The organism is Methanobrevibacter woesei, assembly GCF_003111605.1.
GTDB lineage: Archaea > Methanobacteriota > Methanobacteria > Methanobacteriales > Methanobacteriaceae > Methanocatella > Methanocatella woesei.
The window spans coordinates 113,519-124,770 of the sequence record NZ_MZGU01000003.1 but is presented as its reverse complement, the minus strand read 5'-3'; the positions used below and the strand labels follow the sequence as shown (position 1 = coordinate 124,770).

14 protein-coding genes are annotated in these 11,252 nt (G+C 30.7%); 11 read left to right on the top strand and 3 right to left on the bottom strand.

From position 1 onward, the window contains the following. Positions 1-8 precede the first annotated feature (8 nt). The gene (locus tag MBBWO_RS02055; protein ID WP_116669225.1) at positions 9-395 is read right to left on the bottom strand and encodes a hypothetical protein; all 387 of its coding nucleotides are present in this window, start codon (positions 393-395) and stop codon (positions 9-11) included. Positions 396-403: 8 nt separating this feature from the next. Beyond that, entirely contained in the window at positions 404-1,348 is a 945-nt protein-coding gene (locus tag MBBWO_RS02050) for a transcriptional regulator (RefSeq protein ID WP_116669224.1), read from the bottom strand. A 111-nt stretch (positions 1,349-1,459) separates the two neighbouring features. Between MBBWO_RS02050 and MBBWO_RS02045 the strand changes: the two genes are divergently transcribed. From MBBWO_RS02045 to MBBWO_RS02010, 8 genes are all read left to right on the top strand, one after another. Further along, on the top strand, positions 1,460-2,725 hold the full coding sequence (locus tag MBBWO_RS02045; RefSeq protein WP_116669223.1) for a tRNA(Ile)(2)-agmatinylcytidine synthase: 1,266 nt from the start codon (positions 1,460-1,462) through the stop codon (positions 2,723-2,725). Between the two features lie 22 nt (positions 2,726-2,747). Beyond that, positions 2,748-2,981, top strand: a complete 234-nt coding sequence (locus MBBWO_RS02040; RefSeq protein WP_116669222.1) for a hypothetical protein — start codon at positions 2,748-2,750, stop codon at positions 2,979-2,981. A gap of 77 nt (positions 2,982-3,058) precedes the next feature. After that, positions 3,059-4,480: an MmgE/PrpD family protein gene (locus tag MBBWO_RS02035; RefSeq protein WP_116669221.1), complete on the top strand. Its 1,422-nt coding sequence runs from the start codon at positions 3,059-3,061 to the stop codon at positions 4,478-4,480. Beyond that, positions 4,480-5,385, top strand: coding sequence for a peptidase (locus MBBWO_RS02030; RefSeq protein WP_116669220.1), 906 nt, complete (start codon positions 4,480-4,482; stop codon positions 5,383-5,385). Before MBBWO_RS02035 ends, MBBWO_RS02030 begins: the two co-directional genes overlap by 1 nt. Before the next feature lie 5 nt (positions 5,386-5,390). After that, positions 5,391-6,263, top strand: coding sequence for a fumarate hydratase (locus MBBWO_RS02025; RefSeq protein WP_116669219.1), 873 nt, complete (start codon positions 5,391-5,393; stop codon positions 6,261-6,263). Positions 6,264-6,323: 60 nt separating this feature from the next. Next, the gene (locus MBBWO_RS02020; RefSeq protein WP_116669218.1) at positions 6,324-7,127 is read left to right on the top strand and encodes a citryl-CoA lyase; all 804 of its coding nucleotides are present in this window, start codon (positions 6,324-6,326) and stop codon (positions 7,125-7,127) included. A 5-nt stretch (positions 7,128-7,132) separates the two neighbouring features. Next, positions 7,133-7,642, top strand: a complete 510-nt coding sequence (locus tag MBBWO_RS02015) for a nitroreductase family protein (protein WP_116669217.1) — start codon at positions 7,133-7,135, stop codon at positions 7,640-7,642. A 9-nt stretch (positions 7,643-7,651) separates the two neighbouring features. After that, positions 7,652-7,993: a hypothetical protein gene (locus MBBWO_RS02010; RefSeq protein ID WP_116669216.1), complete on the top strand. Its 342-nt coding sequence runs from the start codon at positions 7,652-7,654 to the stop codon at positions 7,991-7,993. Here the strand turns inward: MBBWO_RS02010 and MBBWO_RS02005 are convergent. Next, positions 7,977-8,318, bottom strand: a complete 342-nt coding sequence (locus MBBWO_RS02005) for a hypothetical protein (RefSeq protein ID WP_116669215.1) — start codon at positions 8,316-8,318, stop codon at positions 7,977-7,979. The two genes, MBBWO_RS02010 and MBBWO_RS02005, sit on opposite strands and share 17 nt — an antisense overlap. A gap of 77 nt (positions 8,319-8,395) precedes the next feature. Between MBBWO_RS02005 and MBBWO_RS02000 the strand changes: the two genes are divergently transcribed. The 3 genes from MBBWO_RS02000 to MBBWO_RS01990 all read left to right on the top strand — a co-directional run bounded on the left by MBBWO_RS02000 (position 8,396) and on the right by MBBWO_RS01990 (position 11,226). Then, a complete protein-coding gene (locus MBBWO_RS02000) occupies positions 8,396-8,746 on the top strand; it encodes a hypothetical protein (protein ID WP_116669214.1) in 351 nt (116 codons plus the stop codon). 150 nt (positions 8,747-8,896) lie between these two features. Further along, the gene (locus MBBWO_RS01995) at positions 8,897-9,211 is read left to right on the top strand and encodes a V-type ATP synthase subunit H (RefSeq protein WP_116669213.1); all 315 of its coding nucleotides are present in this window, start codon (positions 8,897-8,899) and stop codon (positions 9,209-9,211) included. Positions 9,212-9,222: 11 nt separating this feature from the next. Further along, on the top strand, positions 9,223-11,226 hold the full coding sequence (locus tag MBBWO_RS01990) for a V-type ATP synthase subunit I (protein ID WP_116669212.1): 2,004 nt from the start codon (positions 9,223-9,225) through the stop codon (positions 11,224-11,226). The last annotated feature ends 26 nt before the right edge of the window (positions 11,227-11,252 follow it).

The window sequence follows — 11,252 nt, the reverse complement described above, 5'->3', positions numbered from 1 at the left end:
AAGTGTTTTTATTTTATCACTTCATATTCATCAAAAGGAACATAGTTCAAGTGTTCAAATTCTGCATTTAAACTTTCAAGTCCTTCTTCAAGATCTTTAATGTTTTTATTTGAAGGTTTTTTACCTGTAAGCTGTAAATATTGGCGTGGAGTAATTTTACAGTATTCACATTCAAAGTTACAGCATCTGTCCTGTTCTTCACAGCCATAACCTTCTGCATTTTCATCAGTTCCAATCACAATCTCTGTCATAAATTCAGGAACACGGTCATCTGGTGCAAACATAGCTATTTTTTGGCTGTATCCGCAAACACCAATAGCTTTTTGACCTCTAAAGTTACAAATCCATTTAAGAGGATAATCTTTCAAACCTTCAATTTTTAAATCTTCAACCATAATATCACTTAGTTTTCTTTTCTTTCTTTGATTAATTTTAATAATTCTGAGGATTTTTCAAATTCTTTAAGTTCCCATGATTTAATTACAGGAATATCTCCAAGAGATTCACTTATCTTCTCATTGTTTATGATAAATACAGGTTCGGAAGATGTTATTAATGATAAATCTTTTAGGGGAACTGCCATCTTTGTTAATAGTTTTTCATTTCTATTTTTTTCAATGTTAGCTATTAATGGAGAATTCTTTTTACTTTCTTCAATTTTAGCAGCTGCATCAAAAGGACTTTTATTTGTAGGAACAACATTGTAACCTAATTTAGAGAGATAGTCTGTTTCCTCTCCACTTTTATTGTATTTTATTGTATCATCATTTTCAGGAGGTTTTAAAATATCTATGTCAATGGTAATTTTTGTATTTAAAATCTCTTCAAGAAGCATTGCAGTTTCAGTATTTGCTTTTACAATACCATTTTCATATTTATACATTGTTGCTCTTGATACATGTGCTAAATCAGCTAAATCTTTTAGAGATAGTGAATATTCATCTCTGTACTGTCTTAAAACATTTCCATCAATTTTTACAAAGTATCCTCCTCTGTCTGCAATAATTTCTGGAAATTCTTTATATCTAATTATGTTTTTAAGAGTTTCAATTCCAATTGTTGGAATATCATATCTCTCATAGATTACTCCTTCTTCTAATTTTCCATTTCTGGATTTTTCACCAATTATTAAAGGAGATGCTAAGAAAATATTAGCTAACTGTTTCATTTCTTCCGCATTTTTTTCATTAACACTATCAATATTTTTAAATGTTTTTAAAAGTAGAATTAGAAGTTTTTTTCTGGCTACAATGTCAAATGAACCGTGATCATAAATATTAGATGTTTCAAAACCTTCTGATTTTAAAAAACTCTCTAATTCTTGAATCATATTATTTCTGTTGCGCATTGAACCAACCTCTATATTAATATCTTTTATTATTATATTAATAGAACAACTTATTTTATATAATTTTTTTTAATTTAAATTAAATATTATAAAATTCATATCAATAAAAAGGTGATTATAATTAATATTCTTTATGTAGGTATAGATGATACTGATTCTCCAGATGGTATGTGCACTACTTTTCTAGCTAGTGAAATTATCAGCAAATTAAAAGATAATGGCATTGAATTAATTGATCTTCCTCGTTTAATAAGACTTAATCCCTTTGCAAGACATAAAACAAGAGGAAATGGTGCTGTCAGTTTTAAAATCCCCTTGGATGAAAAAACAGATTTAGCTAAAAAGATTATTCTTGATGAAGTGGAAAGACTAGCTATGTTTGACTGTGATAATACTAACCCTGGAGTTATTTTCTATGATGGTGAAATAACTCATGAAATGGTTGATTATTCATTTAGGGCAATTTACTCTTTTATAACTATAGATGAAGCAGAAAGTTTTGCAGAAAGTATTGGGGCTGAAGTACACAAGTTCAAAAAGGGAAGGGGAATTATTGGATCACTTGCAGCTATTGCTCTTCCACTTGAAGATTTTACCTATGAACTTTTAGCCTATAGAATGGCTGAAAACTATGGAACACCAAGAAATATTGATTATGATTCAGTTTATGAAATGGATAAGGAAACATTTCCAGACACTTTTGAAAATATTGATTATAATGAAGGCTACATTGCCATTGAGCCTAAAACACCATGTCCTGTTTTATATGGAATCAGATCCAATAGCTTAGATTCACTTAAAAGGGCAAAGGAAATGGTCAAAGTACTGGAACCTATGCATAGCTATTGTATTTATAAAACTAATCAGCATACTGATATGCACATTCAAAAAACAGAGAGTATTGCTTCAATGAAACAGTATGGGTGCTATGAAGTAGTTGGAACAGTTAAAAACACACCTAAAATCATTGATGGTGGACATATGTTCTTTTATGTTTATGATGAATCTGGTGAGATTGAATGTGGTGCTTATGAGCCTACTAAAAACTTTAGAAAAACTGTTTCCAATTTAAGGCCAGGTGATGTATTAAAATTATATGGTGGTATTGGAGAGCAAAATACATTTAACATTGAGAAATTTCAGGTTCTTGATTTAAATAATATTAAATATGAAAATCCTATTTGTGAATGCGGTAAAAGAATGACTTCGGCAGGTAAAAATAAAGGTTTTAAATGTAAAAAATGTGGCCGTAAAATAAAATCCAGTGAAAAAGTTCCTGTTGAGATACCACGTGCTCTTGAAGTTAATAAATTCTATGAAACTCCAGTATCTGCAAGAAGACATCTTGCTAAACCATTATGTCGTATGGATTTTTAATTAAATAATGTTAGGTGATATTATGGGTATTTTTTCAAATAATGAAAGTGAAGTAACTTTTAATAAGGATTGTTCTAAAGAGGAGTTATTGGAAAGTATTTATGAGGATTTAGATAAGTATAATAAGCTTCAGTCTGTTGATACTACCTACAACATGATTATGACTAAGTTTAATCTTCTTTTAATGCAAAATGAATTATTGATTCGTCAAAATGAAGAAATAATAGAAGTACTAAAAGAAATTGTCAAAAAATAAAATTACTTACTTTAAAACTTTTATTTAAATATAAAAAAATATATATTATTTAATAATCTATCAATTGAAGGGATGTAATGTTTTTAAATAATATTTCTAAGTTTATTTCGGCTTATCAGTATGGTCAGGCATCAGATGAAACATTAATTGTTGCTAAGGCTGCTTTTTTAGATTTTATAGGTGTTACTCTTAGAGGATTTAAAGAAAAACCATCACAATATGCTTTAATGACTATGGGTGAAATATTTCAGGGAAATCTTAATTTTGATTTAGAAGCATCAATTATTGGAAAATCTGACAATAAAACTGATGTATTAACTGCGGGTCTTATTAATGGTATTTCAGCACATAGTTTGGAGCTAGATGATGGCCATAGAACTGCTCAAATGCATTTGGGAGCAATTGTTTTTCCAACAGCTATTGCAATTGCAGAAGCTTATGATTTGTCTGGTGAAGAGTTTCTAGAAGCTGTGATTATTGGTTATGAAATTGGGATCATGTTAGGTCAAATTGCAAATCCTCAGCATAGGGATAGAGGTTTTCATTCAACTGGAACTATAGGTACATTTGTTGCAGGAGCTGTTGCATCTAAATTATTGAAACTTGATACTGACCAGATTATAAATGTTTTAGGATTATGCGGAACTCAAGCTGCAGGACTTCTAGAATCTGACCATAGTGGAAGTATGGGTAAAGTTTTGCATGCTGGAAAAGCAGTATATAATGGTATACTTTCAGCATTCTTAGCTAAAAATGATTTTATTGGAAGTGAATCAATTATTGAAGGTAATGAAGGATTTTTAAACACAATGGTTTATACAAATAATTCATTAACCAAAAATAATCATAATCTTGAAAAATCCCTAAAAGAGCTTAAAGAGATTAAATTTAGAGATATTTACTTTAAAAAATATCCATTTTGCCGCCACTTACATTCAGCTATTGATACAACCTTGAAGCTACGTTCAACAATTGGGGATGAATATTTACATATTGAAAGCATAACTGTTAAAACTTATAAAACAGCTACCGAACATAACAATTATTCTCCTAAAAACATAGAACAGCTAAAACAAAGTTTACCCTATGCAGTAGCTATTTCTTTAGTTTGTGGTGAAGTTACTGTTGATAAAATTGATGAGCTAATTAAATATGGTTTATTAGATGCACATTCTGAAGTAACTATTGTTAAACACATTAAAAGTTTAGCTAGTCGTGTTGTATTAGTTTTAGATGAAAAATTAAACAATTTATACCCTGATAAAAGGCCATCTAATATTGTTATTAAATTAGATAAATCCTTTAGAAATGGAATATTTCAGAATATAACTCTTATTCCTAAAGGAGATTATGAAAATCCTTTTGAGCTAAAAGAACTTCTTGAAAAATTCAGAGTATTAAATCCTGATTTTGATGTAAATAATTTAGTTATAATTGATAACCTTGAAAAAGAACAGTCTATGATAAAGGTTATAGAAACTCTAAATGGAGGATTATAATGGAGGATACCTATAAATTTTTAGAAAAAATTGGGATAACTAAGACCTCTGAATCATTTGCATCTAATAAAAGATTTAATGATGGTGGTCAGTATCGTTTAGAAGTTCCAGGAATCCAATCTCCTAAAGTAATGAAAGCGTTACTTCTAGAAGCTATAAAAAGAGATATAACTCTACATAGAGTTACTCAAACTAAAGGGATAATGCTTTTAGAGGATAATGATATTAAAGAAATGGTGGAGTTGGCCAGGAGATATGAAGTTGAACTATTTTTATCTGTAGGTCCAAGAGCAACCTATGATACAAGCGCAACTGTCCATACCAAAGAAGGAAGCAGAATAGGATATAGGTTAAGAGGTATTGACAACCTTGTTTATGCAATAGAGGATGTAAAAAGAGCAGTTAACCTTGGTGTTCGTGGAATTTTACTTTATGATGAGGGTCTTTTATGGGCTTTAAATAAGATGAGGGAGAAATCATTAATACCAAAAGATGTTCATTTTAAGATGTCTGCACATACTGGGCATGGAAATCCGGCTTCTGCCAAATTATTGGAAGAAAATGGTTTGGACTCTTTAAATCCAGTAAGAGATTTACAGATTCCTATGATTGCAGCTATTAGGAAAGCTATTGATATTCCAATTGATCTGCATACTGAAAATCCAAAATCAACTGGTGGTTTTATCCGTCACTATGAAGTTCCTGAAATAATAAAGGTTGCAGCACCAGTGTATCTTAAGACTGGTGGTTCAGTAGCTGGAACTCATAATTGGGATACTACAGAAAAAGAAGCTATTGCACGTATAAAACAAGTCGCATTAGTAAATAAAATGATTGAAAGATATTATCCAGATGCAATACCTTCACCAAAAGCATCTAAAGACTTAGCAATACCAGATTACTGATTATTATGGATATTATTAATGAAATTTCTAATTCTATTATAAAAGCCAGCACTTCTTTTCCAGAGGATAGAAAAAGAGCTCTTAAGAAAGCTATTGGAAATGAAGAAGATAAAAACTCAAAATGGGTTTTAAAACAGATTTATGAAAACTATGAAGTAGCCAGTGAAAAGAAACTTCCTTTATGTGATGATACTGGAATTCCTCATGTAATTGTTGAAATGGGCTCTGAAAGAGAGCTATCTGGTCAGCTAATAAGCAATATTTATGAGGGAATAGCTGAAGGTCTTAGAAATCTTCCTGCAAGGCCTATGGCTGTTAAGGGAAGTGACAATGAAAGGGTATCTCAAAGTGCAGGGCTTTTTGATGATGCTGGAAAAATGGCTCCTGCACCATTTATTATTGATACTGGCAAGGACTTATCCACTTATCAAAGGGAAATAAATCCAGATACTTTAAATCTCCATTTCATTTTAGAAGGGGGAGGACCTGAAATCCGTGGTAAAACTTACAGGGTTTTTCATAAAAGATCTTACATTAATGTTTTAGATACTGCAATTCAATGGCTTTCTGAATCTTTGGAAAAATTGGGATGCACACCTTCAATTCCATCAATTGGTATAGGTAGAACACACTATGAAGCATCATCTTTACTTCTTAAATCTGTTGCATATGGAAACTTAGATAATCAGTCTGAAATTGAAAATTATGTTTCTGGTGAATTAAATAAGCTAAACATCGGACCTTTAGGTCTTGGAGGAAAAACAACTGTTTTAGGTTCTTTTATTAATATTGGAAACCAAAGAGCCAGTGGTGTTCGTATTGTATCTATTAGGCCAGCATGTTTTGTTGAGCCAAGAGTTGCAACAGTTTCATTATAATTAATTTTATATAATAATCAATAGTAAGTAATATTATAATATAAATTAAGGATTCGTAATATGAAAGAAAATAGTTTTAAAGTTAATGAACATTCCTTAAAAACAGCTATTTCAAAGGTTGAACCTAATAAAATTGTAACAAGAGGATATAACCAGAGAGATTTAATTGAAAAAATTAGATATAGTGATATGGTTTATTTACTTCTTAAAGGCAAATTACCTACATTAGCTGAAGGAAAGCTATTTAATCACATTTTAGTTTCTTTTTGTGATCATGGGGCAACTCCGCCAAGTACTCAGACTGCCAGACTGATTTCTTCATCTGGATCTCCTTTAAATGCTGCTGTTGCAGGTGCATTACTTTCATTTGGTCATAAACATGCAGGAGCTATTGAAAAAACAATGGAATTATATCAGTCAAGTATTGATTCTCTTAACTTAACTGGAGATGCAGATTTAGACAATACTCAGATTGCCAGTTTAGCTATTGATATTTTCACTGATTATACAAGTAAAGGTGAAAAAATTCCCGGATTTGGGCATAGGTATCATACTGTGGATCCAAGGGCTCAAAAGGTTATTGAACTGGCTATTGAGGAAGGAATGATTGGAAACCATACAAAACTTGCATTAGCTATTGAGGATTTGGTGCATGATAGAAAAAATATCAGGTTAAATATTGATGGTGCTAATGCTGCTTTATTATCTGATTTAGGTTTTACACCTGCATTAGGTTTGGGTGTTTTTATTATTGGTAGAATTCCTGGTTTGATTGCTCATATTAATGAAGAAAATATGGAAGAAGATGAATTTAGAAGATTCTGTGATATTGAAGATATCATATATGAAGGTGTTGGAAGGTAATATTTATGGAATTTAGTGATGTTATTAATAAAAGATATAGTGTTAGAGGATATTTAGATAAAGAAGTTGAAAAGGAAAAATTGGATTATGTTTTAGAAGCCGCTACAATAGCTCCAACAGGTGTCAATAATCAACCATTTAATGTATATGTAATTGACACAAAAAAGAACAAAGATCAATTAAGTGAAGTTTATGGTGCTGAATGGTTTGTTGAAGCTCCTTTAGTTTTATGTGTAACCGCTAAAAAAGATGAAGCATGGGTAAGACCTTGGGATGGTCACAATATCTATGAAATTGATGCAACTATTGTTATGGACCATATTATTTTAGCAGCTACTGATGTTGGTCTTGGAACTTGTTATATTGGTGCTTTTAAAGAAGATAAAGCTAGAGAATTATTAGCTATTGAAGACGAAAATGAAGTTCCAGTATTATTCACTCCTTTAGGTTATGGAAATGCAGAACCTAGGGATACTCCAAGAAAAGCTATTGATGAGTTTGTAACCTACATTTAAGCGATTTAAATGAAAAAATTATTTATTTTAAAGGCAGTTGATTCTAAAAATATGGAATCAATTGCATCAGACCTTCAAGAAAATAAGTTCAAAGTACTTCAAAGTGATAATAAATTTATTTTAATGAGGAAAAAAAGATATGGGAATACTGTAATCCAGTTGGGATGTTTATTCTTTGCTTTGTTCTTTTTTTATCCACTAATCCTTGTTAATGTGGTTTATTTTACATATAGCTTATTATGGAACTCTCCAAATGTTTTAATAACCACAGAAAAGAAAGATGCTGAAGGAAATAATTTAGAGTACAATACAATTGAAGAAGTTTTAGAAAAAGCTAATGCTGTTCTATAATTTCATCTACTGTATACTCTTCTATTTTTCTTATAATTAAGGGTGTTTTCAATATATTTGAACCATATTCTGATTCTTCACCAATTTTTGCATCAATAAAGATTTTATCAAATAATGGATCACTGAATAACATCATCAAATCTGAATTAAATGAATTATACTCTTCCTGGTAAGATTCTTCCTTAAATCTAAGCATTGGAATTTCACCAGTCCAAATATCTCCGCCAGGACTGAATTTTTTATCGTTGACTTTACTTTCTTTTATTTCTCCATCAAGGATTATCTGAAAATTTTTATTATGTATTGTCCAAACTGCTCTATCCACTGCAATCACGTAATTAATTTATTATATATATTATTATATACTATGATAAATAATATTAAAGTTAGGTGTTATTTTTTATGATAACTGTTAGAAATATACAAGTTTTAGGAGTAATATTAGCTATTCTATTAATCTATATAGGTGTTTCACCATTTATTGAAGGCGAAACAATAACATTGGACACTATAGCTACCTTAATAATTTTAGTTTTAATAGCTGTGGCTTATCTTATAATTTTAGCTAAACCTCAATGGGCGAAAGCTGTTTTGTTCTTTGAAGGGATAATTATTGGTGTTTCTGGATATATGCTTTTATCTTATCCATATAACATTGGACTTGGTATTGTAGGTCTTATTATTCTTATAATAGCTATTTTAGCATATTTGATGAAATTGCCTAAATCATTACTTAAATTCTTTTACAGATAGCTTTTATTTAAATTTCAACAATTCTTTTTATCCCTTTATTTTTTTAATAAATTTTTGTAACTATATTCTTATTTTTAAAGCTTAGATAAATTAAATAGTAAAAGATATATATTAAGCTAGTTAAAAATATCTTTACCATGGTGATTAATTATGGCAGAGATATCAGAAGCTATCGCAATGATAAAAAAAGCTGAAACTGATGCTGATCAACTTGTTCTTGATTCTGAGCTTCAATCTAAAGAGATGATCTCTGAATCAAAAGTAAAAGCTGAAGAAACTATTAAAGAAGCTAAAGATGCAGCTACAGAAGAAGCTAAAAAGACTGTTTTTGATGCAGAAGAAAAAGCGAAAAATGATGCAAAATCTATTGTTGCTGATGCTGAAACTAATGTTGCTACATTAAAAAATAAGGCAATGGCAAATGTAGATGATGCTGCTTCAATTATTGTCAAAAATATTTTATAGTGTGAGTTTATATGTTCAAGACAGCTAGAATGCGTAAGATTAAAATCATGACACTTGATAAGTATGTCGCTCCTACAGTCCGTGCTTTCCACGAACAAGGATTAATACAAATTAGTGACATGACTGAAAGCATTCAGCAAGATCCTGAATTAGCAGAAATGGTTACACCTTCAAAAGCTACTCCACTCACAGGTAAAATCTCTTCTCTCTTAATGAAAGCTAATGGAATATCTGATTTATTCGGAAATTCTTTATCAGAAGGCCATGGGTTAAAAGACAAGTTAATGTCTTTCATAAGTCCAGATATTCCAACTCCAAGAGAAGTAGAAGATTTGGAAACTGAAGCTTTCCTTGAAAAAGCTGAAGAGACCTTAAATAAAGTGGAAGCTAAAACTAGTGTTATTGAAGGTAAACTTGCTGCATTGGACTCAGAAGTTAGTGAACTCAAATCTAATAAAAGTTTAGCTAATAATTTAAATAATTTTGACATGGATTTAGCGCTTTTAAAAGATTCAAAATACACTTCTGTTACAGTAGGAAGGATTGATGCTGAATCTGCTTCAGAAATCAAAAATAAATTAGGTAATTTGACTGACGAATTAGACGTATTTGTGGTCCCTGAAGAAAAGGCAACTGCAATTATCGTTGTTATTACATTAAAAGAATTTACAGAAGATGTTCAAAACACACTTCGTGACTTCAACTTTGAGAAATTTGAAATAGGTAATGTAGAAGGTAAACCTCATGAAATTATCTCTAAGGCTGATTCTAGATTACAATCCATTGAATCTGAACGTGCTACAGTTAAATCTGATTTAAGAGTAGTTGCAGAACAATGGGATGATGAGATTCTTATTCTCAAAGAGCAATTAGAAAACGAAAAAGAGAAAAATGAGATTTTCTCCACTTTTGTTCAAACTGATGACACTTATATTCTTGAGGCTTGGGTGCCTGTAAAAGATGTTGAAAAAGTAGAACAAGTAATGGAAAAAGCCTCAGAAGGACATTATGTAATTGAAGTAATCGATGTTGAAGATGATTACGACGATGAAGATGTACCTATTTTACAAACTAACCCTGGTTATGCAAAACCATACGAATTCCTCGTAGGTATGTATGCTCCAGTTAGATATCATGAGATTGACCCTACTATTTTAGTAGCAATAATGTTCCCATTCTTCTTCGGTTACTGTTTAACTGATGCATTTTATGGAATTATTGTATCACTTGTAGGTATTGTTTTAATTAGAGGATTAGGTAAAACCAGTAAAACTATGCATTCAATGGGTTATATTCTTGTAGCCTGTGGTATATGGACAATTATTCTGGGTCTTGCTACCAATGGTTTCATTGGAGACTTTACAGAAAGATTTATAGATTACCGTTTACCAACTGTTGTTCCACTTATCGAATCCTTCGTTCACCCTGAAAACATTTTAATATTAGCTCTTGCTATTGGTGTTATATACGAAAACATTGGTTTCCTTATTGGTGCAATTGACAACATCAGATATGGAAATGTAAAAGATGCTATTGGATCTCAACTTTGTTGGTTTGTACTTGAAGCTGGTATTGTTTTATTAGCTTTAGGATTCTTAATGCCATCTGTTGGTATGATCGGAATGGTTATTGGTGCAGTTTTAATTATAGCATGTCTCGGAATGCTCATTTATGCTAATGGTTTCTATGGTGTTATGGACGTATTTGGTTACTTAGGTAACATTTTATCATATGCACGTCTTTTAGCATTATGTTTAGCTACTGGTGGTATTGCTATGACTGTAAACATCTTAGCAGAATTATGTTATGACATGATTCCATTTATTGGTATTGTCTTAGCAGTAATTGTATTCATATTCGGTCATATTGTAAATATGATGTTCAACGTATTAGGTTCATTTATTAACTCTTTACGTTTACATTATGTTGAGTTCTTTGGACAATTCTTTATGGGTGGATCTAAAAAATTCGAAGCTTTCAAAGCAAGTAGAATTTTCACAAAAATTAAACATTAAAAATTTTTCAGATATTTAAATCAAAT

Coding starts and splice junctions, on each gene's coding strand:
- MBBWO_RS02055 (WP_116669225.1), bottom strand. CDS start 395: ATGGTTGAAGATTTAAAAATTGAAGGTTTGAAAGATTATCCTCTTAAA.
- MBBWO_RS02050 (WP_116669224.1), bottom strand. CDS start 1,348: ATGCGCAACAGAAATAATATGATTCAAGAATTAGAGAGTTTTTTAAAA.
- MBBWO_RS02040 (WP_116669222.1), top strand. CDS start 2,748: ATGGGTATTTTTTCAAATAATGAAAGTGAAGTAACTTTTAATAAGGAT.
- MBBWO_RS02035 (WP_116669221.1), top strand. CDS start 3,059: ATGTTTTTAAATAATATTTCTAAGTTTATTTCGGCTTATCAGTATGGT.
- MBBWO_RS02030 (WP_116669220.1), top strand. CDS start 4,480: ATGGAGGATACCTATAAATTTTTAGAAAAAATTGGGATAACTAAGACC.
- MBBWO_RS02025 (WP_116669219.1), top strand. CDS start 5,391: ATGGATATTATTAATGAAATTTCTAATTCTATTATAAAAGCCAGCACT.
- MBBWO_RS02020 (WP_116669218.1), top strand. CDS start 6,324: ATGAAAGAAAATAGTTTTAAAGTTAATGAACATTCCTTAAAAACAGCT.
- MBBWO_RS02015 (WP_116669217.1), top strand. CDS start 7,133: ATGGAATTTAGTGATGTTATTAATAAAAGATATAGTGTTAGAGGATAT.
- MBBWO_RS02010 (WP_116669216.1), top strand. CDS start 7,652: ATGAAAAAATTATTTATTTTAAAGGCAGTTGATTCTAAAAATATGGAA.
- MBBWO_RS02000 (WP_116669214.1), top strand. CDS start 8,396: ATGATAACTGTTAGAAATATACAAGTTTTAGGAGTAATATTAGCTATT.
- MBBWO_RS01995 (WP_116669213.1), top strand. CDS start 8,897: ATGGCAGAGATATCAGAAGCTATCGCAATGATAAAAAAAGCTGAAACT.
- MBBWO_RS01990 (WP_116669212.1), top strand. CDS start 9,223: ATGTTCAAGACAGCTAGAATGCGTAAGATTAAAATCATGACACTTGAT.